The sequence below is a fragment of the Sulfitobacter sp. TMED3 genome, assembly GCF_002167505.1.
In the GTDB taxonomy this organism is placed as follows: domain Bacteria; phylum Pseudomonadota; class Alphaproteobacteria; order Rhodobacterales; family Rhodobacteraceae; genus Sulfitobacter; species Sulfitobacter pontiacus.
Map to the genome: position 1 here is coordinate 23000 of NZ_NHBI01000035.1, position 24714 is coordinate 47713.

Sequence of the window (24714 nt, forward strand, 5' to 3'; positions counted from 1 at the left end):
GGCCATCCCGCCGCCGCTTTCAATGTGGCCAAGCGGTGACATCGCCCGCGATACCTTCCCACGCGCCATCGACCAGCGCGCGACCCAACACCCGTTCAGGGTTCGTTGGCGGCGGCATCACCACATCGGTCAGCAAGGTAAAGCCGAAGCGGTTATAGTAAGGCGCATCCCCCACCAGCATCACGCGCGACCACCCCAGCGGGGCCGCTTGCGCCAGACTGCCCTCGATCAGCAAGGCACCCAAGCCTTCGCCCTGCCGCGTCGGGTGCACGGCAACGGGCCCCAACAACAGCGCGGCATGGGCACCGATACAGACCGGCCAATAGCGGATGGCCCCGGCAAGGATACCGCCCGCGTCACGTGCCACATGGTTCAGCCCCGCCACAGGCGGCACCCCGTCGCGCAGGCGATAGGACGACAACGCTTCGCGTCCCGGCGCAAAGCAGGTGTCGTATAACGCTTCGACTTCCCAGTGATCGGCAGCCGTCTCGGGGGTAATATGATACAAGGCGTGGCCCTCTGGACGGTTTTCCTGTGGCGCTGCCTTTATCATGGCGCTAGCCATAGGTGCAAACCATGAGGAGAGTTTGATGTTCTACCGCCCGCAAGACGGCCACCCCCTGCCCCATAACCCGTTCAACGCGATTGTCACCCCACGCCCGATCGGATGGATTTCCACCCGAGACGCGGACGGGAACGACAATCTGGCCCCCTATTCGTTTTTCAACGGGGTCGCCTATACGCCGCCGCAGGTGATGTTTGCCTCTACCGGGACCAAGGCCGATGTGGACGGGACCAAGGACAGCATGGCCAACATCCGCGAGACCGGCGTCTTCTGCGTGAACATTGTCGAATACGCGATGCGCGACGCGATGAACGCCTCCTCTGCGACGCTGCCCCATGGCGCGGATGAATTCGGCCACGCTGGCGTCGAAAAGGCGAGCTGCGACCAGATCAATTGCGCCCGTGTGGCGACCGCCCCTGCCAGCCTGGAATGCCGCATGACCCAGATGGTCAAGATCGAGGGAGAGAATAACTTTGTCGTCTTCGGCGAGGTCGTCGGCGTCCATATGCGCGACGATTGCATCAAGGACGGGCGCTTTGATGTGACGACCTTCCAACCGCTGTCCCGCTTGGGCTACCGCGATTATGCCCGCGTGACCGACGTGTTCGAGATCATCCGCCCCGACGATTGATCCCGCCCCATTCCGAAAAGCGAAAAGCCCCCGATGCGGACTGCATCGGGGGCTTTTTGTTTCAGTCGGTCGGGCGGTTTAGTGACCGCCAAGAATGCCGGTACGGACCTGATAGTTCGCCGCGATCTCGTAGTCGGGATCATCGTCGCTATCGATCATCAGATGCCCGGCCTTCTTCAGCAAACGGTGACAATCGCGGCTGAGGTGGCGCAGCTGGATGCGCTTGCCCGCGCCTTCGTATTTCGCGGCAATCGTCTCGATCGCTTGCAGGGCGGATTGGTCCACAACGCGGCTGTCCTCGAAATCGACGATCACCTCGCTGGGGTCGGCCTTGACGTTAAAGAGCTCGGCGAAACCTTCGGACGATCCAAAGAACAGCGGCCCCTGAATCTGATAGACCTTGGCCCCTTCGGGTGTGGTGTATGTCTTGGCGTGGATGCGCCGCGCATTGTTCCACGCATAGGCCAGCGCCGACACGATCACACCGACGACCACCGCGACCGCAAGGTCTTCGTAGACGGTGACGACAGTGACCAGCAGGATCACGAAGGCATCGGTCAGTGGCACTTTGCGCAGGATCCCAAAGGAGTTCCACGCGAAGGTGCCGATCACGACCATGAACATCACCCCGACCAGTGCTGCCAGCGGGATCTGTTCGATCAGTGGCGCGCCGACCAGAATGAACAGCAGCAAAAAGACCGCAGCTGCAATCCCCGCAACCCGCGTGCGCCCGCCGGATTTCACGTTGATCATGGACTGACCGATCATGGCGCAGCCGCCCATACCGCCAAAGAAGCCGGTCACGGTATTGGCCACGCCCTGCGCGATACATTCCTGGCTGGCCCCGCCGCGGGTGTTGGTCAGGTCGCTGACAAGGTTCAACGTCAGCAGCGATTCAATCAAGCCGATAGCCGCAAGGATCACCGCATAGGGCAGGATGATATACAGCGTCTCGAGCGTGAAGGGTGCCAAGGCGGTGCCGTACAGGCCGACACCTTCGCCAAACGGCATGTGGAACGTCGGAAAGCCACCCTCGATCGAGGCCAGATCGCCGACCCGTGGCACATCCATGCCTGTCGCGATCACCAGAATGGCGATGATGCCGATGCCTGCCAGCGGTGCGGGGATCAGCTTGGTGATGCGCGGCATGACCCAGATGATCGCCATCGTCGCGGCGACAAGCGCCAGCATAAGGTAAAGCGGCCCACCCGACAGCCATTCGCCACCCGACATGCCGTGACCTGTATCAACCATCGTGCCCGGTACTTTGAACTGACCCATCTGGGCAAGGAAGATCACGATTGCCAGACCGTTCACGAACCCCAGCATAACAGGGTGCGGCACCAGCCGCATGAATTTGCCCCACTGCATGACACCTGCGAAAATCTGGATCAGCCCCATCAGCACGACAGTGGCGAACAGATATTCGACCCCGTGCTGCGCAACCAATGCGACCATCACAACGGCCAAAGCCCCTGTCGCCCCCGAGATCATCCCCGGACGCCCGCCGATCAACGCGGTGATCAACCCCACCAGAAAGGCCGCATAGAGGCCCACCAACGGGTGGACCCCCGCGACAAAGGCAAAGGCAACCGCTTCGGGCACAAGGGCCAGGGCGACGGTCAGCCCCGACAGCAATTCGATGCGCAGCCGCGACGGAGAGAACCCCTCTCCCGGCATCCATCTCAGGTCGGTCACATCAAGATTTTTGGTAAAACTACGGAACGTGGTACGCGCCATCGGGCATCCTTCGGGTCAAATCGCATCAATAAGTCGGAAAGGTCTTTGCGGCCTCCTAGCTGAAACGTGAACAAAATGGAAGCCACGCGACGGTGCGGGCCGGATTCAAGGCTTTCCCTATGGGCCAAGCTTGATACTCTGCGCACAACTCAATCCAAGGGCGACTTCATGACTCAGACGAAAATTGCCGTGATCGGCGGCTCCGGCATCTATGACATCAACGGGCTGGAGGGGGCCGAATGGCTTACCGTGGAAAGTCCCTGGGGCCCGCCCTCCGATGCGATCCTGACCGGCACGCTGGACGGGGTAGAGATGGCCTTTCTGCCGCGCCACGGACGCGGACATGTGCATGCGCCCTCTACCGTTCCCTACCGCGCCAATATCGATGCGCTGAAACGGCTCGGCTGCACGGATGTGATCAGCGTCTCGGCTTGCGGGTCGTTCCGCGATGAAATGGCGCCGGGAGATTTTGTGATTGTGGACCAGTTCATCGACCGCACCATCGCGCGGGAGAAATCTTTCTTCGGCACCGGCTGCGTGGCCCATGTCAGCGTGGCGCACCCCACCTGCCCACGTTTGGGCGACGCCTGCGAAACCGCTGCGCGCGACGCGGGCATCAACGTGCACCGCGGCGGCACCTACCTTGCGATGGAGGGGCCGCAGTTCAGCACATTGGCGGAATCCAAGATGTACCGCGAAAGCTGGGGGGCGGATGTGATCGGCATGACCAATATGCCCGAAGCGAAATTGGCCCGCGAGGCAGAGCTTTGCTATGCCTCGGTCGCGATGATCACGGATTACGACAGCTGGCATCCGGACCACGGCGAGGTCGATGTGACCAAGATCATCGAGACGTTGATGGGCAATGCCGACAAGGGCCGTCAGCTGGTCGCGCGCCTGCCCAAACTGCTAGGAGCCGACCGCACCCCCTGCCCGCACGGCTGCGACCGTGCGTTGGAATATGCGATCATGACCCAGCCCGAAATGCGCGACTCGGCCCTTGTGGCCAAGCTGGATGCCGTCGCGGGGCGCGTGCTTTAGGCGCACTGCAAACGCCGTCGCAGCGCCCGTGGCGGGTGCTGTGGCAGGTGAGTTTATTTGGCAAAATGAAGCGGGGCCTTGCGGCTTTGACGTGATGTCCCGCGGGGCCGCGCTGAGGAAGATGCTTGCTGACAGGGAGCGGGTCGCTTAACGCTGTGGCGCGGTTGTTGCGCTGGTGTGGCGACCGACCAAAGCCCAACGACCGGAGCACTGCATGAAACAGGTTCAAGATTACATCCGTACCATTGTCGATTTCCCTCACGAAGGGATCATGTTTCGCGATGTGACCACGCTTTTCGCCGACCCGCGCGGGTTCCGGATGGCCATCGACCAGATGCTGCACCCCTATGCCGGTATCGACATCGACAAGGTCGTCGGGCTTGAGGCGCGCGGCTTTATTCTGGGCGGCGCGATCGCGCATCAGCTGTCCGTCGGCTTTGTGCCTATTCGCAAGAAGGGCAAGCTGCCCGGTCGCACCATCTCTCAGGATTACAAGCTGGAATACGGCGAGGCAATTGTGGAGCTGCACGACGACGCGATCAAACCCGGTGAGAAGGTGTTGGTTGTCGACGATCTACTGGCCACCGGTGGCACCGCCGAGGCGGGGATCAAGCTGATCCAGCGTTTGGGCGGCGAGATCGTGTCCTGCGCCTTTATCATCGACCTGCCGGAACTTGGCGGGCGCAAGCGGCTGGAAGCGATGGGGATGGAGGTCAACGCGCTCTGTGCCTTTGAAGGCGCGTAAACCGCATTGCCGAGACTTTATTCCGGCGCGGGGAACATCGCGCCGGGGTTCATGATCCCGTTCGGATCCAGCGCCGCCTTGATCGCGCGCAACGCAGAGAGCTTTGCCGGATCGCTATAGCGTTCGAGGTCNTTGACCTTGAGCCGCCCGATCCCGTGCTCCGCACTGACAGAGCCGCCGAGCTCGTGCACCAGATCATGGATCGCCGTCTTGATGGGCAAGCGATCCTCCAGATGATCCTCGCGGCTTCGGCCCTGCACCGGGAAAACGTTGTAGTGCAGGTTGCCGTCGCCCACNTGGCCGAAACAATTGATCCTGAAATCGCCCAGCGCGCCGACCTTTTCCCCCGCGCGGATGATAAATTCGGGCAGCGCGCCCAAGGGGACCGAGATATCGTGGCTNGAGATCGACCCGATCTGGCGGTTGGCGTGGGGCATCATCTCGCGGACGGCCCAGAAATCTTCGGACTGCTGCTGGCTTTGCGCGATGAGCCCGTCTGTCACCAGCTCCGCCTCGAAGGCGGCGGCAAACAGNGTCTCGAGCGCCGCCATCGGTTCCAGATCACCGCTGAGGCCCANTTCGATCAGCACGCTCCATTCNGGCGGGGTGTCGAAGGGCTGGCGNAGTTCGGGCATCTTTTCGGTGAGGAAATCCAGCCCGACGCCGTTCATGATCTCGAACGCGCTGATCATCTCGCCCAANTGACTGCGCGCGAGCGACAGCAGCTTCAGCGCCGCCGCCGGAGAGTTCACGACCAGCAGCGCGGTCCCCGTCTTGGCGGGCCGCGGGTAGAGTTTGAGCGCAGCGGCGGTGATGACGCCAAGNGTGCCCTCGGCACCGACCAGCAGGTGACGCAGATCGTAGCCGGTGTTGTTCTTGCGCAGCCGTGTCAGGCCGTTCCATATCTGGCCATCGGGCAGCACGGCCTCTAGCCCCAGACAGAGATCACGGGCGTTGCCATAGCGCAGCACGCCGGTGCCNCCCGCATTTGTCGCCAGATTACCCCCAATGCGGGCAGAGCCCTGAGCCGCGAGGGTCAGGGGAAACANGCGATCCGCNGCNTCGGCGGCGTCNTGCACGTCNGACAGGATCATCCCCGCTTCGGCTACCAGCACGTTTTCATCNGGGTAGACTGCGCGAAGTTTGTTCATGCGTTCCAGCGACAGGATCAGCGGNGCGGGGCCAGAGTCTGCCACCTGGCCGCCCACAAGTCCGGTACCTCCGCCATAGGGGATCACGCCGACCCGTGCTGCATTGGCATGGCGGATCAGGGTCGCNACCTCTTCGACCGTGCGTGGCAGNGCCAGCACNGCCGATTTTCCGGCATACAGCCCGCGGGGTTCTTCCAGATAGCGGGGTTCGACCGCGCGGAAGACGTCGGGCGACAGATCGGCACGCAGCGCGGCCTCGAATGCGGGATCGGCGGGGTTCAATGTCATGGCCTATTGATCGCGCCAAGCGGGGCGGGATGCAAGCGGCTTTGGTCCTCGCTAATGCAGGATCGGCGGCTTTGACGGGTCAGAGCCGGGGGCCTCCATCCGCGGGGTTTTTTCCAGCGGGTCCATCTGGGGCAGATCAAAACGCAGCCCGACTTTCGACAGTTTTTCAACCGTCGGATCAGAGGGCGCGAAGAAGCCCACATCCATNGCCCCCGCATCGATACCCGAGAATGTCAGCGCCTCGGAAGCGGCACGAACCAGCGCGTCTTGCGCGCGCGGGATGGCCCCGACAAAGCCCAGCAGATGCCCGCGCCCGCCGCCNGTGTATTCAACCCCGACCAGCCACGCCCCTGCCGCCATGCCTGTGGCGGTCGCCAGCTTGGCATCAATCGCGGCAATCAGCGTTTCGGGCAGGCCCTTGGGCGGCAGAACACGGTCGATGCGCGCCTCGACCTCTCCGGCTTCATGGGCGAGTGTGTCGCGCAGCCAAGCCACGGCGCTGTCGGGCAGCANGATCGCCGAAGGNGCGACATCNAGGTTCACCGCCATGCCAAGCGGTTGGCCATCCAGCATCCCCGCAATCGCGCGCCCCGACAGNGCCACATAGGGCNCNGGCTGCCCGACATAGGCCGCAAGCCGTTCNATCCGGTCAAAGACCAGCACATAGGCGTCNTCNAGCAGGACAGGGCTGACCTGATCGGCNTCCGGTTCGGCTTCGAGCAGCAGGAAAAGCTCCACATCGGCCATGCGTTCGTAGAACCGCAGGCGGGCAGCGTCATCGCTTTCATCGGCCATCATGGCGGCATGGGCGATGTCCAGGGGCGTCGCTTCAGTCATCCAGTACATTCCTTACAGCAGCGCGGAGCCGGGGAAGCACGTCCTCCTCGAACCACGGATTTTTCTTGAGCCAACCGGTATTGCGCCACGACGGATGAGGCAAGGCAAAGACGCCCTTCGGGTGGTTTTGCCAATCGGCGACGGCGCGGGTGACTGTGGTGAACCCAGGCAGGTGATAGCGCATGGCATAGGCCCCGATCAACACGGTCAGCCGGACATCGGGCACGGTATCCAGCGCCCGGGCCCGCCATGTTTTCGCACAGATCGGCGGAGGCGGCAGATCGCTGCCCTTGGCGTCATAACCCGGAAAGCAAAAGGCCATGGGGATGATCGCCACGCGGCTGCGGTCGTAAAAGGTCGTCTCGTCCACGCCCAGCCAGTCGCGCAGCCGTTTGCCCGAGGCATCCCAGAAGGGGGTGTTTGCCTCATGCACTTTCAACCCCGGCGCTTGCGAGGCGATCAGCAGCCGCGCGCCGGGTTGGAACCAGACCACCGGATTGGGCCGGTGCCCCGTCGCCGTAGCCGCAAAGCGGTCGGCGCAGAGGGTGCATTGGCTGAGTTCGGGGCGGATGTCGGTCATGGTGGTAGACCTAAGCGGTGGCGCGCCGGTTTCAAAGGGGGCGGTGACGCGGTGGTGTTTGACCATCGTTTCGAGACATTTCGAAATGAGCTTGACGCGGCCAATCATTTCTATATTTCTAAAAACATGAAAATGAATCCCGCCTCCCCCCATGACCTTTCCTTGGCCGCTGCGCGCTTTGCCGCGCTCGGGTCAGAACAACGGTTGCAAGTTCTCCGTTTGCTGGTGCGCGCAGGCCCTGACGGGCTGACCATCGGCACGCTGGGTGATCGCGCGGGCATCACCGGGTCGACGCTGACCCATCATCTGAAACTGCTTGTGGCCGCGGGGCTGGTGCGCCAGCAGCGGCAGGGGCGTAGCACCATCTGCGCGGCGGTATCCCATGACGCGGTACAGGATCTGTCCGAGTTCCTGATGACAGAGTGTTGCGCCGACGCCGCGGTCCCCTGCCCTGATCATCCCCACGGTTAACACCACAGATAGCGAAAGTCCCCCATGTCACACAGTCACCATCATCACGTCGATCCCGACAGCGGCGACGGCAAGATTGCCCTCGCGGTGGCGATCAACCTCGGCCTCACGGTCGCGCAGGTCATCGGCGGGATCGTCGCGGGCAGCCTGTCGCTGATCGCCGATGCGCTGCATAACTTCAGCGACGCCATCGCGCTGATCATCGCCTTTGCCGCGCGCAAGATCGCCCGTCGTCCAGCCAATGCAGATATGACCTTTGGTTACGGCCGGATCGAGGCGGTCGCGGCGCTGATCAACTATACCACGTTGATCGTGATCGGCCTGTATCTGGTCTATGAGGCCGCGATGCGCTTTGCCAATCCCGAACCCGTGGCGGGCTGGATCGTGGTGATCGTCGCCGGCTTCGCCTTGCTGGTGGATCTGGGCACCGCCGCGTTGACCTTTCGCGCATCGAAATCCAGCGTGAACATCCGCGCGGCCTTTTTGCACAATGTGGCGGATGCCTTGGGGTCGGTCGCCGTGATCGTGGCGGGGACGCTGATGATCCTGTTCGGATGGGCTTGGGTGGACCCGTTGGCCACGCTGCTGATTGCCGGATACATCCTTTGGCAATCCGCGACCGAACTGCCGCAGGTGGCACGGATCCTGATGCTTGCCTCGCCCGATGCGCTGCGCACCGAAGACGTGATCGCGGCACTGCGCGACCAGCCTGGCGTTACAGATGTCCATCATGTGCACCTGTGGCTGATGGAGGAACACGGCGCTGCCTTTGACGCCCATATCGTTGCCGAACAAGGCACCGACCCAAGCGCCCTGCGCCAAGCGTTGAAATCCTACCTGAAGTCCGAGTTCGATCTGAACCACGTCACGCTGGAGCTTGAGACCCAGGATGCCCAATGCCACGACGCCAAGGTGATCGGTCACTAACACCCGCACCCCTCGACCTTTCGTATAGCGCGCCCTGCAAACCATCGCCGATGGCACTGCCTTCGGGCGCGTGGGTCGTTTTGGCTCCTTGTAAATTCGGCCCCAACTACGACATAATATAGTCAAAATAGAGGGCTAGACACCGACCAAGGCTCGGGAAACAGGGCGCGACATACCCGCAACAGCACCAATCGGAGCAGGCATGCTGGAATTCGACAACGTCTCCAAGTCCTTTTGGACTGGCACGCAACACAAGGTCATTCTCGACCATGTGTCATTTCGCGTGGATTTGGGTCATTCCCTTGGCATCCTCGCCCCGAACGGCACCGGCAAGACGACCCTTATCAATATGATGGCGGGGCTGGAAAAGCCGGACGAAGGCGAGATCCGGCGCGGCTGCAACATCAGCTTCCCGCTGGGGTTCATGGGCGGTGTCGTCAACAAGGTTTCCGCGGTAGAGAATGCCCGCTATATTGCCCGTCTCTATGGGCTGGACCCTGACTACGTCGAAAGCTTTTGTCGCTGGCTGTGTGGGTTAGGGGAATATTTTGACCAGCCCGTCGGGACATATTCGGCCGGGATGAAATCACGGTTTTCGTTTTCACTGCTGCTTGCGCTTGATTTCGACATCTATTTGATCGACGAAGGCATGCCGAGCACCACAGATGTGGAGTTCAACCGCAAGGCGGGCGAAATTCTGCAAGAACGGCTGCGCACGACGACGATCATCATCGTTTCGCACCAAGCCGAGACGTTGGAACAATTCGCGCGGTCCGCTGCTGTCTTGCTTGGCGGAAAGCTACATATCTTCGACACCTTGGAAGAGGCCAAACAGCTGTATGACTACGAAACCCAAGGCTAGAAAATTCCGCATCAAACGTGCGACCCCCGCTGCGGCCCCCAAGGGGAACGACGCGGTCGAACGTGATGCCCCCGCGGCAGCCACGCCAAAGCCGCAGGCCCCCGACGCGCCACGCGCTGCGGCTGCAGCGCCCAGCCAAGCTGCCGCAGCCTCCGCCGCGCGCCCGACCCCGCCCTCCGACGCCCGCAGCGGCGAGGTGTCATCAGCGACCGAAGTCAGCGGAGAGCAGGACATCGACGCGATCCGCCGCGAAGGGCTGACCGGCCGCCAGCTGCGCATGGCCCGTCGCGTGGCGCAAAAACACGGGCTTGCCCCGACCTCTGACTTCGATGCGGTGCGATTGCTGCGCGCCGAAGGGATCGACCCGTTCCAACGCTCCAACATGCTGGAACTGGTCGTTCCTCAGGACAAGCAATCCACCGGGACGGCATTGCAGAAAGGGCGCATCCAGCTTCCCCAGACAGTCCCTGCCGGGGGGCGCAATCTGCCCTCGACCGACGTTAATCCGATGGAACGCCGCATGCGCGAGATCTCGGACATCCAGCGTGACATCACCAGGCGCCGCCGCCGCAAGATGGCGTTGCTTATGGTGCGTCTCGCGTTCTTTGTAGGGCTGCCCACAATCATGGGCGGGTATTATTTCTACAACATCGCCACGCCGATGTATGCGACAGACAGCCAGTTCCTGATTATCCAGAACGAAGGCACGGGCGGGCTTGGCCCCCTTGGCGGGCTGCTGCCGACGCAGTTTGCCAACTCCGCCGATAGTATCGCGACACAAAGTTACCTTCAGTCAAAAGACGCGATGCTGCGGCTGGACCGAGATGTCGGCTTTATGAAGCATTTCTCGGACCCCGCGATCGACCCGATCCAGCGGATGAACCCTGACGCGTCGAACGAGGAAGCGTATAAATACTATAAGGACAACGTCAAAATCGGATACGATCCGACCGAAGGTATGATCCGCATGGAGGTGATTGCCGCCGATCCCGAGGTCGCGAAAGACTTTTCCGAACACCTGCTGCAATATGCCGAAGAACGCGTGAACGCCCTGTCGCAACAAAAGCGCGAAGACGGCATGCGCGACGCCCGCGAAGCCTTTGAGCAGACGGTCGCCAAACGCCGCGCGGCGCAGGAAGCGCTGATCAAGCTGCAGGTCGACAACGGGGTGGACCCGCAGGCGGTGATCGCATCGATCCGCGGGCAGATCACCAATTATGAAACCTTGCTGCTGGAAAAAGAGCTTGAACTTGCCGCCCTGCTCGACAACCCGCGCCCGAACCGCGCCAAGGTGGACGGTGCCCAAGGCGACGTGCGCCGGCTTAGCGCGCAGCTGGACAAGCTGAACGAACGCATGAACAGCGCGACCGAGGGCACCAACTCGCTTGCACAACAAGCGGTCAGCTTGCAACTGGCGCAGGCCGATCTGGCAGCGGCAGATGCCGCCTTGCAGGCGTCCCAGACCCAGATGGAACAAGCCCGCACAGAGGCCAGCCGCCAGGTCCGATATCTGACCGTCGCGGTGCGTCCGGTGGCGTCGCAAAGCGCCTCATACCCACGCAAGTTCGAGAACACGATTTTGACATTCCTGATCTTTGCGGGCATCTACCTCATGCTATCGCTGACCTCCTCCATTCTAAAAGAACAGGTAACAAAATGACCCAAGTCACCGTTGGAAATGTCGTCATCGGGAATGATCGCCCGCTGACGGTGATCGCAGGCCCCTGCCAGCTGGAAAGCGAAACCCACGCCCAGATGATCGCCGGCCAGATGAAAGAGGCATGCGATGCCGTGGGCGCCCAGTTCGTGTTCAAGGCGAGCTATGACAAAGCCAACCGCACCTCCCTTGGTGGCAAACGCGGGCTTGGCATCGACGAAGGTCTGGCTGTGCTGCAATCGGTGGGCAAATCCATCGGCGTGCCCGTCCTGACCGACGTGCATACCGAAGCGCAATGCGCCATCGCGGCCGAGGCTGTCGACATCCTGCAAATCCCCGCCTTCCTGTGCCGCCAGACCGATATGCTGCTGGCCGCGGGCAATACGGGCAAGGTCGTGAACGTCAAAAAGGGTCAGTTTCTTGCCCCGTGGGATATGCCCAATGTCGTCGCCAAGATCGAATCCACCGGTAACAAACGCATCCTGCTGACCGAACGCGGCACCTCCTTTGGCTACAACACATTGGTCGCTGACATGCGCAGCCTGCCGCAGATGGCGCAAACCGGATACCCTGTCGTGATGGACGCGACCCATTCAGTCCAGCAGCCCGGCGGGCAAGGTGGCTCCAGCGGCGGACAACGCGAGTTCGCCCCCGTCATGGCCCGTGCAGCGGTCGCGATTGGCGTGGGCGCGGTCTTTATCGAAACCCACGAAGACCCGGACAACGCACCGTCGGACGGGCCGAACATGATCTATCTGGATCAGATGCCTGCGCTGGTTGCGTCGTTGATGAAATTCGACGCGCTGGCCAAGGAATACCCCCTCACCTTCTAAGGGGCCATCCTGCCAATACTAGACCTTCGCGGCGTTTCCGAATGCCGCGATCAGCCCTGCGTCCTTTACACCCGGCGCGCTTTCCACACCGGAAGAGACATCTACCTGCCGTGCGCCGGTCATACGGGCGGCCTGAGCCACATTGTCAGGGGTCAGCCCCCCTGCCAGCATCCACGGCTTGTCCCATGTGCGATCTGCGATCAGGCGCCAGTCAAAGGACAATCCATTGCCACCGGGCAGCGCTGCCCCTTTGGGCGGTTTCGCGTCGATCAGGATCTGGTCCGCCACGGCCATATAGGCATCAATCTGTGGCAGGTCATCTGCATCGGCCACACCGACCGCCTTCATCACCGGCAGCCCATAACGCGCCTTGACCTCGGCGACACGCTCGGGCGTTTCCTTGCCGTGTAGCTGCAGCATATCAATAGGCACAGCGGCCGTCAGCGCGTCCAGAAAGGCGTCATCCGCGTTAACCGTCAACGCGACCTTACAGAGCCCCATTGGCACCTCTACAGCCAGTTCAGCGGCTTGATCAATCGTGACGTGCCGGGGGGATTTTTCAAAGAAAACAAAGCCGACATAGCGCGCACCGGCCGCAGCGGCCGCCGCAATATCCTGCGTGCTGCGCAAGCCGCAGAATTTCACGTGCAAATTTTGGGTCATCGGATGGTTCCCGCGCTAAGGGGCATAGGCCCGCTTAGCTTGCTTGATCCAGCAGCGCCAGAACCTCGTCCTGGTCCTGATACTTCTCGCCCTTCAGGCGTGCGACTTCACGTTCCAGACGGCGCATTTCGCGGGCCTGACGTGCGGCTTCGGCACGTTGGCCGTATTCGCGGATCCATTCCCAGACGAAACCCACCAGCAGACCGGCGATGATGCTGCCCAGAATGACAATGAACAGCGGCACCTGAATTTCAGGGTTCAACGCGAACCAGCCCGATACCTCGGTCGGTAGCAACTTCAGCGACACCATNGACCGGTTGGCCAAGGCAACCGCGATCAGTGCAATGGCGAAGATTGCGATGCAGAGGTAGCGAACATAACGCATTAGGAATTCCCGTTTAAACGATCTCTAAGCAGTTTACCGGTCTTGAAGAACGGCACGTGCTTTTCTTCTACATGAACNGTTTCCCCAGTGCGAGGGTTCCGGCCCACACGGGCGTCACGTTTTTTCACTGAAAAGGCACCAAAGCCGCGCAGCTCTACCCGATCACCNTCGGACATCGCGCCGGTNATCTCTTCGAAGATGGTATTTACGATCCGTTCCACGTCGCGCTGATAGAGATGGGGATTGTCGTCGGCAATCTTCTGGATCAGTTCTGACCGGATCATTTAACGTCCTCCGAGGTGCGCAATTAATGTCTTAACTACATGGGACTATAGCAAACCAAACGCGTTCGTGAAGTCATGCATATTTCTATTATTGCGATTAAGTNGCGGGAAGTCGCTGTTTTCCAGTCATTTTTTAGTCACATTTCACNCAACCACNCGGAATAGCGCTGCCAGCCGCCCTTCCNTGCCCCNCGCCACAGATTGCGATTCGNAACGAAAAAGGGCCCCGCAGTCTGCACTGCGAGGCCCCTGATCTGTGCAACAAGCGCTAAGGCTTATTCGTCGCCTTTCAGAGCGGCACCCAGGATATCACCCAAGGATGCGCCGGAGTCAGAGGAGCCATACTGCTCGACTGCTTCTTTCTCTTCTGCGATTTCACGTGCTTTGATCGACACGCCCAGACGGTGCGCTTTCGCGTCAACGTTGGTGATGCGTACGTCAACCTTGTCACCAACCGAGAAACGCTCGGGGCGCTGTTCGGCACGGTCACGCGACAGATCGGAGCGACGGATGAAGGCTTTCATGCCTTCGTATTCGACTTCGATGCCACCGTCTTCGATGGAGGTCACGGTCACAGTCACAACGGAACCGCGCTTCACGCCGCCCACTGCTTCTGCGAACTTGTCGCCGCCCACACCTTTGATCGACAGGCTGATGCGTTCTTTTTCCACGTCAACTTCGGAAACAACGGCCTGAACCGTGTCACCTTTGCGGTAGTCCTGGATCGCTTCTTCGCCGCGCTGGTCCCAGCTCAGGTCNGANAGGTGAACCATGCCGTCGATGTCGCCTGGCAGGCCAACAAACAGACCGAATTCGGTGATGTTTTTGACTTCGCCTTCAACTTCGGTGCCTTCTGGGTGTGTTTCAGCAAACACTTCCCATGGGTTGCGCATNGTCTGTTTCAGACCAAGGGAAACGCGACGCTTGGCGCCATCGATTTCCAGAACCATGACTTCGACTTCTTGGCTGGTGGAAACGATTTTGCCGGGGTGTACGTTCTTCTTTGTCCAGGACATTTCGGAAACGTGAACCAGACCTTCAACGCCTGGCTCCAGCTCAACAAATGCACCGTAATCGGTGATGTTGGTGACGCGGCCAGTGTGCGTGGATTCCAGCGGGTACTTGGCTTGAACCAGATCCCATGGATCTTCTTGCAGCTGTTTCATACCCAAGGAGATGCGGTGCGTCTCTTTGTTGNTCTTGATGACCTGAACCTTGATGGTTTCGCCGATCGACAGGATCTCGGATGGGTGGTTCACACGGCGCCATGCCATGTCTGTGACGTGCAGCAGGCCGTCAACACCGCCCAGATCAACGAAGGCACCGTATTCGGTGATGTTCTTGACCACACCGTCAACTTCCTGACCNTCGGTCAGGTTGCCGATAACTTCGGCACGCTGTTCGGCACGGGATTCTTCAAGNATTGCACGACGCGAAACAACGATGTTGCCACGACGACGGTCCATTTTCAGAACTTGGAACGGCTGCTTCAGACCCATCAGAGGGCCGGCATCGCGCACGGGGCGCACGTCAACTTGNGAACCGGGAAGGAAGGCAACTGCGCCGCCCAGATCAACGGTAAAGCCACCTTTAACGCGGCCAAAGATCGCGCCTTCAACGCGCTCTTCTGCGGCATAGGCTTTTTCCAGACGGTCCCAGGCTTCTTCGCGACGGGCCATCTCGCGNGAGATNACAGCTTCNCCACGGGAGTTTTCTACCTGACGCAGGAATACTTCGACTTCGTCGCCGACTTCCACTTTGGGTGCTTCGCCAGGCTCGGCAAATTCTTTCAGTTCAACGCGGCCTTCCATCTTGTAGCCTACGTCGATAATAGCTTGGCCCGCTTCGATCGCGATAACCTTGCCTTTGACAACAGAGCCCTCTTCGGGCGTGTCCATTTCAAAGCTTTCTTCCAAAAGTGCTTCGAAGTCTTCCATTGAGTTCATAGCCATGTAGCTTGATTTTCCTTTAGCATTTGGTTTCTGGCCGCGCGGTTGTCTCCGCCGGTCTGTGGTTAAAATTGTCATCCGCGATGGGATTCGATCCGCAAAACAAAGAGGGCCGGATGAAACCGACCCTGCCTGATATCTCGCGCCCGAAACGTGTATCCGCCCCTTAGACAGTCGCGCGTATAGCCCNGTTTCGGGGCAAAGGCAAGGGCNGGCACGGGTGANCCCCTGTTCACAAAGGTTCATACCGGGCGATGTCAGCAAAAAGGGCAGACCGTAGCCTGCCCTTGTCCATTTGGTCATCCGCGCAAAGTGGTATCAGCTTTCAGTCGGGCCGCCCGCCTCTTTCCAGCCGGGGAAACCGCCGATATTGGTGACATTGGTATAGCCCATGTCGTGCAGCGTCTTACCCGACAGCGCGGCCTGACCGCCCGCGCCGCAGATCAGGTAAATTTCTGCGTCTTTTTCGAAGATCGGGTTATACATCTCTTCCTTGTTGGGGTCGGCGCGGAATTCGATCATGCCGCGCGGCACACGATGCGCGCCCTTGATGGTCCCGCTTTTAGCGATGTCGCCGGAATCGCGCACGTCGATAAAGACACCCTTGCCTTCGGCATGTTTTGCAATCGCGTCCTTGGCGTCCATCTTGGGGACAACGGCATTCGCATCGTCGAGATAGTCTTGAGCGGTCTTCATAGTCAGCACCTCTTGTTTATTCCTATCGTGCCCAGCCTATCGCCAGACACGTCCCAGACCAACGTCATGCACCGACATTCGTTCCACCGCGTCTAGTCACCTCTACGTGCGGCCACCAGTTCGATGGCGCGGGCCACGGCTGTTTCGATATCCATGGTCGAGGTATCCATCAGCTCTGCATCCTCGGCGGGCTTCAGCGGTGCCTCGGCGCGGGTGCTGTCGCGGGCATCGCGGGCCTGCACATCGGCCAGCACCCCTTCCAGCGTGACCTCGGCCCCCTTGGCGCTAAGCTCGGCAAAGCGGCGCTGTGCACGGACCTCGGGCGTGGCGGTAATGAACAGCTTGACCGGCGCATCGGGGCAGATCACCGTACCAATGTCGCGCCCGTCCAGCACCGCGCCCCCTGCCCGCATGGCAAAGCTGCGCTGGAAATCGACCAAAGCGGCCCGCACAGCGGGGATCGCGGCCGCGCGGCTCGCGGCCTCTGCCACGGCATTGGTGCGCAGATGGTCATTCTCAAGATCATCGGCTTGCAGGGTCAAGGCGGCCTCTTCGGCGGTCATACCCTCCAGCACTTTCGCCCCTACGGCGCGATAGAGCAGGCCGGTATCCAGATGCGCAAAACCGAAATGCGCCGCAACAGCGCGCCCGACAGTGCCCTTGCCCGCCGCAGCCGGCCCGTCAATCGCAACGGTAAAGCCCAGCATCACGCATCCCCCCGCGTCACATCCGCGCCAAGGCGTTTCATCAGCGGCTCGAAGATCGGGAAGGACGTGGTGATCGGCGACCCGTCATCCACACTGACAGGGGACGTTGCGGCCATGCCAAGGATCATAAAGGACATCGCGATGCGGTGGTCCAGCTGGCTGGCGCAGGTGGCCCCGCCCGGCACGTTCCCGTGCCCCCGTCCGGTGACCGCCCACCAATCGGGGCCCTCGTCCACTTCGATCCCGTTGGCGCGCAGCCCCTTGGCCATCGCGTCGATCCGGTCGCTTTCCTTGACCCGCAGCTCTTTCACGCCACGCATCATCGTCTGGCCCTGCGCAAAGGCGGCCACGACAGAGAGCACCGGATATTCGTCGATCATCGACGCCGCGCGCGCCGGCGGCACCTCGATCCCTTTGAGGTCGGGCGAGAATTTGGCGCGCAGGTCGGCGACAGGCTCGCCGCCCTCGGTCCGCTCGTTCTCATAGGTCAAATCGGCCCCCATCTCGCGCAGCGTGGTGAACAGCCCTGCCCGTGTCGGGTTCAGCCCGATCCCCGGCACCAGCACGTCGGATCCCGGCACGATCAAGGCAGCACAGACCGGAAACGCAGCCGAGGACGGATCGCGCGGCACATCAACATGCTGGGCCTGTAGCTCTGGCTGGCCGGTCAGAGTGATCACACGGCCCTCATCCGTGTCTTCCACCGAGATCTCGGCACCGAAGCCCGCCAACATCCGCTCCGTATGATCGCGCGTGGCCTCGGCCTCGATCACGACGGTCTTGCCGGGGGCGTTCAGCCCTGCCAGCAAGACGGCGGATTTCACCTGTGCGGACGGCACTGGCACGGTGTAGCGCACGGGCACCGGGTCAGCCGCCCCCACGATGGTCATGGGCAAGCGTCCGCCCTTGCGCCCGACAGATTGCGTGCCGAACAGAGCCAGCGGATCGGTGACCCGCGCCATGGGGCGGCCGTTCAGGCTGGCGTCGCCGGTGAATGTCGCGGTGATGGGGGAGGTCGCCATTGACCCCATGATCAAGCGCACCCCTGTGCCCGAGTTTCCGCAGTCGATCACCCCGTCCGGTTCTGCGAAACCGCCCACGCCCACACCGCGCACAGACCAGTTACCACCGCCCATATTGGTGACTTCCGCGCCAAAGGCCTGCATCGCCTTGGCCGTGTCCAGCACATCGTCGCCTTCAAGCAATCCGCTGATGGTGGTTTCGCCGATGCACATCGCGCCCAAAATCAAGGACCGGTGCGAGATCGACTTGTCCCCCGGCACCTCGGCCACGCCGGACAGCGGGCCGCAAGCGGTAGAGGTCATCGGGACGGGCGTGGCGTGGCTGGACATGGATAACCCTCAAAAAAACTTCCTGAAAGCCCGTCTTAAACCAGCGATCCCGCCCCGTCCATTGCCAGCGTTCTTGGCCCGCGCCCGCCCGCTCAGGTCTTGCGGAAAGTCAGGTAGTGCGGCACGCGCCCTTCGCGCAGGGCTTTTTGTTCGTAGCGCGTGGAAATCCAGTCGCCCCAGGGTTCTTTCCAGTCGCCGGGGCGTTCCGCCAGCCATTCGAACCCGTGGCGCGGCACCTGTTCAAGCGTCTGGCGCACATAGTCTTCGATGTCCGTGGCCACGCGAAAGATCGCGCCGGGCTTTAGCACCTTTGCCAGCGGCTCAAGGTGTTCCGGTGTCACAAAGCGGCGCCGGTGATGGCGCGTTTTCGGCCACGGATCGGGGTACAGCAGGAAAGCGCGGTCAATCGACGCCTCTGGCAGCACGTCAAAGATATCGCGTGCATCGCCCGGATGGATCGCCACGTTNTCGACACCCGCGCGGCGGATCTTGCCCAACAGCATCGCAACCCCGTTGATGTAGGGCTCACAGCCGATGATGCCCACGTCAGGGTTTTGCGCGGCCTGATGCACCATATGTTCGCCGCCGCCAAAGCCGACCTCGAGCCAGACGGGTTTGCCGCCAAACAGCGTCGGCAGGTCCAGCGGGGTACGGTCGGGGTTCGCGTCCCAATCGACAGGACCGGGCGACAGCGCCTCTAGATCCTCTTCGATATAGCCTTTCTGGCTTTGCTTAAGCGATTTGCCTTTAAGGCGACCGTAGAAATTGCGGCGGGGGCGTTCAGGATGTGTCATGGCGCTGGCTTTAGCCTGCGCGGGGGACGGGCGCAACATTTCGCGTAAGCCCGCGCTGCAAAAGCCCACGCGCCCCATGCGCAACNGCGGTGCCGCCCCTTTGAGGCACAGCAAACCCGGAACGATCACGCCGACTTTACNTTGAGCTACAGNGNTCTACCTGACCNNGAACCGATAATAATGCAGCGGAGGACATGCGAATGCGGGAACTGGCAAGCCGNCTNGGACTACGAACGGACCCTACGATATTCTTTGTTTCCGCCCTGTGTACCGCCCTATTTGTACTGGCTCTTGTACTTGCCCCTGAACCGATCGGGGATGCTTTCGCCGCAGGCCGCGCCTGGATCGTATCGCATCTGGGGTGGTTCTTTATTCTTGGCGTCAACGTCTGGCTGGGCTTTCTGATCTGGGCCGCNATGAGCCGTCACGGCCATATCCGCCTTGGCCCGCGCGACAGCCGCCCCGACTATACAAACCTGTCGTGGTTCACCATGCTTTTCGCGGGCGGCATCGGCACCGTGCTGATGTTCTGGGGCGTGGCCGAACCGATCAGCCATTTTTCGGACCCGCCCCTGCCNGGCGTTGAACCNTTNACGGAACAGGCCGCACAAGANGCCATCTCTATCGCCACNTACCACCTTGCGCTGCACACCTGGACGATCTTCGCGCTGCCCGGTCTNGCCTTTGCCTATTTCATCAACCGNTATGANCTGCCCGTNCGGGTCAGTTCGGTCTTTTACCCGCTGTTGAAAGAGNGCATCCACGGCCCTTGGGGNAAGGCGATCGACATTGCGTCGATCCTCGGCACGCTGTTCGGCGTCGCGGTCTCGCTTGGGCTGGGGTCATCGCAGATCGCAGCGGGTCTGTCGGCGCTGTTTGGGTGGAACGACGGCGTGCCGCTGCAGGTCGGCATCCTGACCGCGCTGACCGCCGTTGCCGTGGTGTCTATCGTGGCGGGGCTCGATAAGGGGGTGAAGCTGCTNTCCAACCTCAATATNGGCATGGCCGTGGCGTTGATGGTCTTTGTGCTGGTGACCGGTTCGACCCTGTTCCTGCTNCGCGGCATGGTCGAGACCTTTGGCCTGTACCTAAGCAACCTGCCACGGCTCGCCTTCTGGAATGATATGCTTGCCGATACCAACCCCTCGAATGGGGATTGGGGCTGGCANGGCAGCTGGACGGTNTTCTACTGGGCCTGGACGGTCACGTGGTCGCCCTTCATCGGGCTTTTCGTCGCGCGGATTTCGCGGGGGCGCACGATACGGGAGTTCGTCTTTGGCGTGCTNCTGGCNCCGTCCCTGTTCACGCTGATCTGGTTCTCTATCTTCGGCTGGCAAGCGATGGAGATTGACGGCATCGGCACCGCCGCGCGCACGGCTCTTGGCGCGCAGGCCGGTTCGCTGAGCGNNGCAGTGGCTGATTCCGTCCCGCTTGCCATGTTCGCGTTTTTCGAAAGCTTCCCTTTCGCCGATATTGTGCAGGGTATCGCCGTGCTGGTGGTGGCNATCTTCTTTGCAACATCCTCGGATTCCGCGTCNCTGGTTGTCGACATGCTGTGCACCGGTTCGCCCGAACCCGGCCCCACCCGCCAGCGGGTGTTCTGGGGCGTGTCNGAAGGGCTGGTCGCNGCGATGCTGNTGATCCTTGCAGGGGACTTGGGGCTGACCGCCTTGCAACAGGTGATCACGGTCGTCGGCTTGCCGATCTTCCTGCTGGTCTTTGCGATGATCCCNTCGCTGATCAAGGGGTTCCGGACCGAAGATATNGACCACGTNTCTATCGGCAANCGCCCCGGNCTNGNNGANCTGTAACANCCCCACCAACNCAAAAGGGCAGCCCATCGGGGCTGCCCTTTNTTGTACCAAGAAGCAGTAATTACAACGCGGCTTTCAGCGCATCGACCAGATCGGTCTTTTCCCAGCTAAAGCCGCCATCCGCTTCGGGCGCGCGNCCAAAGTGGCCGTAGGCCGCGGTGCGTTCAAAGATGGGGCGGTTCAACTGCAGATGCTCGCGGATGCCGCGCGGTGTCAGGTCGATGATCTGGCGGATCGCCTTTTCAATCGCCGCATCCGTGACATCCGCGTCGCCACCATAGGTATCGCAGTAGATCGACAGNGGNTTGGACACGCCGATGGCATAGCTCAGCTGGATTGTACACTTTTCGGCNAGACCGGCAGCCACGACGTTTTTCGCCAGATAGCGCGCNACATAGGCGGCAGAGCGGTCAACCTTCGTCGGGTCTTTCCCCGAGAACGCGCCGCCCCCATGAGGTGCCGCACCGCCATAGGTATCCACGATGATCTTGCGCCCGGTCAGGCCCGCGTCGCCGTCAGGGCCNCCGATGACAAANGTCCCNGTCGGGTTNACCCACCATTCGGTGTCGGGNGTGATCCAGCCTTCNGGCAGAACCTGGGTGATATAGGGTTCGACGATGTCGCGGATGTCGGCACTGGTCTGGCCTGCATCGGCGTGCTGCGTCGACAAGACGATAGAGGACACGCCAACAGGCTTGCCGTCTTCATAGCGCACGGAAAGCTGGCTTTTGGCGTCGGGGCGCAGCGTTGGCTCTGTCCCGTCTTTGCGCACTTCGGCCAGACGGCGCAGGATCGCATGGGCATAGTGGATCGGCGCCGGCATCAGCTCTGGCGTCTCGTTGGTGGCGAAACCGAACATGATGCCNTGATCGCCCGCGCCTTCTTCCTTGTCGCCTGACGCATCCACGCCTTGCGCGATATGCGCCGACTGCGGGTGCAGCAGNTTGGTGATCTCGCAGGTGGCGTGGTGGAATTCATCCTGCTCGTAGCCGATGTCCTTGATGCAGGCGCGGGCGATGCCGTCGATCTTGCCAAGGTATTCATCCAGCTTGTCCTTGTTCGACAGGCCAACCTCGCCGCCGATGACCACGCGATTGGTGGTAGCAAAGGTCTCCGCTGCGACACGCGCTTCGGGTTCTTCGGTCAGAAAGGCATCAAGTACGGCGTCGGAAATCCGGTCGCAGACCTTATCCGGGTGGCCCTCGGAAACGGATTCCGAAGTGAACGTGTAGTTTTTGCGGGACATTTAGTGCTCCAATAGATTTCTTAGCCACGTCAGGAAGCCGTTGTGGCCGATTAACGGGGCTTAGCTTTGCCTGCCCNTTTGGTCAAACTTTAAGTTGCGTCGTCGGCGCAGGATAACAAGNGCAAACCCCGCCAAAGTGATGAAAAGAAACGGCCATTCNCCCCATCTGCTATAGGGTGTCGCAGGGCGTGGNGCGGGCAGAGGGGCATCCAGAAAGCCTGCCTCGTTCAGGGCCAAACTCTTTGTGATGCGGCCCCAGGGGTCNATCATCGCCGAAACGCCCGTGTTGGCGACGCGTGCCATGGGCAGACCTTGCTCTATCGCGCGCATCCGGGCCTGAGCCAGNTGCTGCAACGGCCCCTGCCCCTTGCCGAACCACGCATCATTCGTGAGCTGCATCAAGAACGCGGGCCGCGCCGGTGCGGCGTTGACGTCCCGNGCAAAGACGGCCTCGTAGCAGATCAGGGGCAGCGCNTGGCCCAANNGCCCCAGATCCATCANATCTGCCCCCGGACCCGAGGAAAACCCNNTGCCAAACTGCGCCGCCATGCCGCGCAGACCGATACGGCCCAACAGNTCGCCAAAGGGGATNTATTCGCCAAAGGGCACGAGGTGGTGCTTGTCATAGGTCTGCACAACCTCGGCGTCTGGCCCCAGCACCACGGCCGAGTTGTANTAGGCCATGTCGCCGCGCCGCTGCACCCCCAGCACCACAGGCGTACCGGCGGCCGCTTCGCTGATATAGGTCAGCGCGCCATGGGCCAAATCAAGCGGCCANGCGATGGCGGTTTCGGACCAGAGNATCAGATCAGGCGCCGCATCCCCCTGCGCAGGCGGNGCAGCGGTCAGCGCCAGCTGACGATCAAAGAATTCGGGAATTTTGACGGGGTCCCATTTGTCTTTCTGCGCNGCATTCGGCTGNACCATACGGATCATATGGTCGGTGATCGGNGCGTCGCCCCCNNNAAAGGGNACCGTCAACGCCGCCACGCCCAAGACCCGCGCGCCCCAGACAGCGCCCTGCCGNAGCAATGNGCCCCGCGCGCGCTGTACCACCGCTACAGCCAGCGCGACAAAGGCAAGGGTCATGCCGTAGGGCCCCACCAGCGCAAGCCCCTGCCCCGGCCAATGGTTAACCAAAGACTGAGAGAACATCCCCCAAGGGAAGCCGGTGAACAGATAACCGCGCAGCATTTCGGCGGCGGGCAGGACGAAGATCAGCGGCCAGACCTGTGCCGACAACCGGCGGGACACGTAGAACGCCAAAGCCCAATACAAGGCCAAACCGCCCGTCAGCCCCGCCACAGCAAAAGGTGCCATCCAGGCATAGCGTTCAGGGTCGACCATGAAGGGCGANACCAGCCANGACCATCCATGCAAGAAATAGCCAAAGCCAAAGCCCCAGCCGATCGCTGCGGCCTGCCGAGGCGTCCCAGCAGCGCGGTAGATCAACAGAACAGCCGCAAGTGCAGCCAGCAAGACCAGNGGCAAATCATAGGGTGCCTGCCCAAAGGCCGCGACAACGCCCGCAAGCACCGCGGCCCCGAACCGCATCCAAGCGGCACTGCGCAAAGTCATCAGTGAGNTCCGGCCATACGCACGCGCAAACGCTTGATCCGGCGCGGATCNGCGTCGATCACCTCGAACTCGGGGCCATCGGGNTGCACGACCACTTCGCCACGTGCCGGCACCCGTCCCGACAGCATGAAGACCAACCCGCCGAGGGTGTCGATCTCTTCTTCGTCGACATCATCGTGGTCGGTCAGCGAATGNCCAATCTCGGCCTCGAAATCATCCAGAGGCGTCTTGGCCAGNGCAAGGTAGCAGCCGGGCTTTTCGACCGTCCAATANTTGCCTTCGTCCACGTCGTGTTCGTCTTCGATCTCGCCGATGACCTGTTCGATCAGANCCTCGATCGNNNCCNNCCCGTCGNCNCCGCCGTATTCGTCAATCACCAGCGCCATATGGCGCCGTTCGGCCTGCATCTTGGTCAGCAAGACGCCNATGGTCATGGACGGCGGCACGAACAGCAAGGGACGCAGCATCGCCTGNAGGTCAAATTCGGTGTTTCGGCCATTAAATCCGTGGGTCAGNGCCAGATCCTTGAGGTGGGCCATGCCAACGGGGGTATCGAGCGTGCCGTCATACACCGGCAGGCGCGTCAGACCGCTGTCCTTGAACACGCCGACCAGCTCATCCAGCGTCGAGGTCACCGGCACCGCGGTGATATCCGCCTTGGGCACCGCCACATCATCCACCCGCATCCGGCGCAGGTTCATCATGCCGCGGGTCGACAGCCTGTCNGTCTGTGCCGCGGTGATCTCCTCCTCTTCCTCGTTGTCCGACGCGCTNAGTGCGCCCATGACCCGGGAAAAGAAGCCACCGGATTTCGGGGTGTCTTCGGTTTCTTCGGCCTCGGAGGCCGGTATGATGTCTTCCAACTGCGCGCTCTGCNCCGCCTCAGATGATCCGTCTGTGTCGCCCATCGGGTCCTGT

At 61.5% G+C, this 24714-nt stretch carries 25 protein-coding genes and 1 riboswitch; of the genes, 9 read left to right on the plus strand and 16 right to left on the minus strand.

Annotated elements, in window-relative coordinates:
- Positions 1–19: 19 nt before the first annotated feature.
- Positions 20–553: a GNAT family N-acetyltransferase gene (locus CBB63_RS09640; protein WP_286698988.1), complete on the minus strand. Its 534-nt coding sequence runs from the start codon at positions 551–553 to the stop codon at positions 20–22.
- Between the two features lie 37 nt (positions 554–590).
- Between CBB63_RS09640 and CBB63_RS09645 the strand changes: the two genes are divergently transcribed.
- Entirely contained in the window at positions 591–1196 is a 606-nt protein-coding gene (locus CBB63_RS09645) for a flavin reductase family protein (protein WP_037953841.1), read from the plus strand.
- Positions 1197–1274: 78 nt separating this feature from the next.
- Here CBB63_RS09645 and CBB63_RS09650 read toward each other — a convergent pair whose 3' ends face one another.
- A complete protein-coding gene (locus CBB63_RS09650; protein ID WP_005849385.1) occupies positions 1275–2936 on the minus strand; it encodes a SulP family inorganic anion transporter in 1662 nt (553 codons plus the stop codon).
- 168 nt (positions 2937–3104) lie between these two features.
- Here CBB63_RS09650 and CBB63_RS09655 point away from each other — a divergent pair, with 168 nt between their 5' ends.
- Positions 3105–3977, plus strand: a complete 873-nt coding sequence (locus tag CBB63_RS09655) for an S-methyl-5'-thioadenosine phosphorylase (protein ID WP_286698989.1) — start codon at positions 3105–3107, stop codon at positions 3975–3977.
- A 214-nt stretch (positions 3978–4191) separates the two neighbouring features.
- Complete coding sequence (locus CBB63_RS09660; RefSeq protein WP_005849390.1) at positions 4192–4722, plus strand: adenine phosphoribosyltransferase; 531 nt, start codon at positions 4192–4194, stop codon at positions 4720–4722.
- 17 nt (positions 4723–4739) lie between these two features.
- Here CBB63_RS09660 and CBB63_RS09665 read toward each other — a convergent pair whose 3' ends face one another.
- From CBB63_RS09665 to CBB63_RS09675, 3 genes are all read right to left on the minus strand, one after another.
- Positions 4740–6161 carry an FAD-binding oxidoreductase gene (locus CBB63_RS09665; protein WP_286698990.1) on the minus strand — a complete coding sequence of 474 codons (1422 nt, stop codon included), beginning with the start codon at positions 6159–6161 and terminating at the stop codon, positions 4740–4742.
- A 51-nt stretch (positions 6162–6212) separates the two neighbouring features.
- Positions 6213–6998, minus strand: coding sequence for an SseB family protein (locus CBB63_RS09670; protein WP_286698991.1), 786 nt, complete (start codon positions 6996–6998; stop codon positions 6213–6215).
- Positions 6991–7686, minus strand: coding sequence for a uracil-DNA glycosylase family protein (locus CBB63_RS09675; protein WP_286698992.1), 696 nt, complete (start codon positions 7684–7686; stop codon positions 6991–6993). Before CBB63_RS09675 ends, CBB63_RS09670 begins: the two co-directional genes overlap by 8 nt.
- 18 nt (positions 7687–7704) lie before the next feature.
- Here CBB63_RS09675 and CBB63_RS09680 point away from each other — a divergent pair, with 18 nt between their 5' ends.
- The 5 genes from CBB63_RS09680 to kdsA all read left to right on the plus strand — a co-directional run bounded on the left by CBB63_RS09680 (position 7705) and on the right by kdsA (position 12328).
- Positions 7705–8049: an ArsR/SmtB family transcription factor gene (locus CBB63_RS09680; protein ID WP_286698993.1), complete on the plus strand. Its 345-nt coding sequence runs from the start codon at positions 7705–7707 to the stop codon at positions 8047–8049.
- A 24-nt stretch (positions 8050–8073) separates the two neighbouring features.
- Positions 8074–8976, plus strand: coding sequence for a cation diffusion facilitator family transporter (locus CBB63_RS09685; protein ID WP_286698994.1), 903 nt, complete (start codon positions 8074–8076; stop codon positions 8974–8976).
- 202 nt (positions 8977–9178) lie between these two features.
- Positions 9179–9838, plus strand: coding sequence for an ABC transporter ATP-binding protein (locus CBB63_RS09690; RefSeq protein WP_005849402.1), 660 nt, complete (start codon positions 9179–9181; stop codon positions 9836–9838).
- Positions 9816–11498 (plus strand): KpsE/RkpR family capsule polysaccharide export protein, encoded by a 1683-nt coding sequence (locus tag CBB63_RS09695; RefSeq protein WP_286698995.1) that lies wholly within the window; start codon positions 9816–9818, stop codon positions 11496–11498. The genes CBB63_RS09690 and CBB63_RS09695 overlap by 23 nt, the downstream gene beginning before the upstream one ends.
- Positions 11495–12328 (plus strand): 3-deoxy-8-phosphooctulonate synthase, encoded by an 834-nt coding sequence (gene kdsA, locus CBB63_RS09700; RefSeq protein WP_005849405.1) that lies wholly within the window; start codon positions 11495–11497, stop codon positions 12326–12328. Before CBB63_RS09695 ends, kdsA begins: the two co-directional genes overlap by 4 nt.
- An 18-nt stretch (positions 12329–12346) precedes the next feature.
- Here the strand turns inward: kdsA and CBB63_RS09705 are convergent, their stop codons facing one another.
- From CBB63_RS09705 to trmB, 8 genes are all read right to left on the minus strand, one after another.
- The gene (locus CBB63_RS09705; protein WP_009825116.1) at positions 12347–12991 is read right to left on the minus strand and encodes a phosphoribosylanthranilate isomerase; all 645 of its coding nucleotides are present in this window, start codon (positions 12989–12991) and stop codon (positions 12347–12349) included.
- A gap of 34 nt (positions 12992–13025) precedes the next feature.
- Entirely contained in the window at positions 13026–13376 is a 351-nt protein-coding gene (locus tag CBB63_RS09710) for a LapA family protein (RefSeq protein WP_009825117.1), read from the minus strand.
- On the minus strand, positions 13376–13660 hold the full coding sequence (gene ihfB / locus CBB63_RS09715) for an integration host factor subunit beta (RefSeq protein ID WP_286698996.1): 285 nt from the start codon (positions 13658–13660) through the stop codon (positions 13376–13378). The genes CBB63_RS09710 and ihfB overlap by 1 nt, the downstream gene beginning before the upstream one ends.
- Positions 13661–13935: 275 nt before the next feature.
- Entirely contained in the window at positions 13936–15597 is a 1662-nt protein-coding gene (rpsA, locus tag CBB63_RS09720) for a 30S ribosomal protein S1 (protein ID WP_502695900.1), read from the minus strand.
- A 330-nt stretch (positions 15598–15927) separates the two neighbouring features.
- A complete protein-coding gene (locus tag CBB63_RS09725; protein ID WP_260003470.1) occupies positions 15928–16305 on the minus strand; it encodes a rhodanese-like domain-containing protein in 378 nt (125 codons plus the stop codon).
- A gap of 92 nt (positions 16306–16397) precedes the next feature.
- Positions 16398–17012: a (d)CMP kinase gene (locus CBB63_RS09730; RefSeq protein WP_132997715.1), complete on the minus strand. Its 615-nt coding sequence runs from the start codon at positions 17010–17012 to the stop codon at positions 16398–16400.
- Entirely contained in the window at positions 17012–18364 is a 1353-nt protein-coding gene (gene aroA, locus CBB63_RS09735) for a 3-phosphoshikimate 1-carboxyvinyltransferase (RefSeq protein WP_074634656.1), read from the minus strand. The genes CBB63_RS09730 and aroA overlap by 1 nt, the downstream gene beginning before the upstream one ends.
- Before the next feature lie 92 nt (positions 18365–18456).
- The gene (trmB, locus tag CBB63_RS09740) at positions 18457–19197 is read right to left on the minus strand and encodes a tRNA (guanosine(46)-N7)-methyltransferase TrmB (protein WP_502695899.1); all 741 of its coding nucleotides are present in this window, start codon (positions 19195–19197) and stop codon (positions 18457–18459) included.
- A gap of 161 nt (positions 19198–19358) precedes the next feature.
- Between trmB and CBB63_RS09745 the strand changes: the two genes are divergently transcribed.
- A complete protein-coding gene (locus tag CBB63_RS09745; protein WP_286698999.1) occupies positions 19359–20969 on the plus strand; it encodes a BCCT family transporter in 1611 nt (536 codons plus the stop codon).
- A 64-nt stretch (positions 20970–21033) separates the two neighbouring features.
- Here CBB63_RS09745 and metK read toward each other — a convergent pair whose 3' ends face one another.
- The 3 genes from metK to CBB63_RS09760 all read right to left on the minus strand — a co-directional run bounded on the left by metK (position 21034) and on the right by CBB63_RS09760 (position 24704).
- Positions 21034–22218, minus strand: coding sequence for a methionine adenosyltransferase (gene metK / locus CBB63_RS09750; protein ID WP_286699000.1), 1185 nt, complete (start codon positions 22216–22218; stop codon positions 21034–21036).
- Between the two features lie 4 nt (positions 22219–22222).
- A riboswitch (SAM-SAH riboswitch) is annotated at positions 22223–22270 on the minus strand.
- Positions 22271–22278: 8 nt separating this feature from the next.
- On the minus strand, positions 22279–23796 hold the full coding sequence (gene lnt / locus CBB63_RS09755; RefSeq protein WP_286699001.1) for an apolipoprotein N-acyltransferase: 1518 nt from the start codon (positions 23794–23796) through the stop codon (positions 22279–22281).
- Positions 23796–24704, minus strand: a complete 909-nt coding sequence (locus tag CBB63_RS09760) for a transporter associated domain-containing protein (protein ID WP_286699002.1) — start codon at positions 24702–24704, stop codon at positions 23796–23798. The genes lnt and CBB63_RS09760 overlap by 1 nt, the downstream gene beginning before the upstream one ends.
- Positions 24705–24714 lie beyond the last annotated feature (10 nt).

Coding starts and splice junctions, on each gene's coding strand:
- kdsA (WP_005849405.1), top strand. CDS start 11,495: ATGACCCAAGTCACCGTTGGAAATGTCGTCATCGGGAATGATCGCCCG.
- CBB63_RS09680 (WP_286698993.1), top strand. CDS start 7,705: ATGAAAATGAATCCCGCCTCCCCCCATGACCTTTCCTTGGCCGCTGCG.
- CBB63_RS09640 (WP_286698988.1), bottom strand. CDS start 553: ATGATAAAGGCAGCGCCACAGGAAAACCGTCCAGAGGGCCACGCCTTG.
- CBB63_RS09660 (WP_005849390.1), top strand. CDS start 4,192: ATGAAACAGGTTCAAGATTACATCCGTACCATTGTCGATTTCCCTCAC.
- CBB63_RS09655 (WP_286698989.1), top strand. CDS start 3,105: ATGACTCAGACGAAAATTGCCGTGATCGGCGGCTCCGGCATCTATGAC.
- CBB63_RS09730 (WP_132997715.1), bottom strand. CDS start 17,012: ATGCTGGGCTTTACCGTTGCGATTGACGGGCCGGCTGCGGCGGGCAAG.
- CBB63_RS09650 (WP_005849385.1), bottom strand. CDS start 2,936: ATGGCGCGTACCACGTTCCGTAGTTTTACCAAAAATCTTGATGTGACC.
- CBB63_RS09675 (WP_286698992.1), bottom strand. CDS start 7,686: ATGATTGGCCGCGTCAAGCTCATTTCGAAATGTCTCGAAACGATGGTC.
- CBB63_RS09705 (WP_009825116.1), bottom strand. CDS start 12,991: ATGACCCAAAATTTGCACGTGAAATTCTGCGGCTTGCGCAGCACGCAG.
- CBB63_RS09645 (WP_037953841.1), top strand. CDS start 591: ATGTTCTACCGCCCGCAAGACGGCCACCCCCTGCCCCATAACCCGTTC.
- CBB63_RS09695 (WP_286698995.1), top strand. CDS start 9,816: ATGACTACGAAACCCAAGGCTAGAAAATTCCGCATCAAACGTGCGACC.
- CBB63_RS09725 (WP_260003470.1), bottom strand. CDS start 16,305: ATGAAGACCGCTCAAGACTATCTCGACGATGCGAATGCCGTTGTCCCC.
- CBB63_RS09690 (WP_005849402.1), top strand. CDS start 9,179: ATGCTGGAATTCGACAACGTCTCCAAGTCCTTTTGGACTGGCACGCAA.
- CBB63_RS09685 (WP_286698994.1), top strand. CDS start 8,074: ATGTCACACAGTCACCATCATCACGTCGATCCCGACAGCGGCGACGGC.
- aroA (WP_074634656.1), bottom strand. CDS start 18,364: ATGTCCAGCCACGCCACGCCCGTCCCGATGACCTCTACCGCTTGCGGC.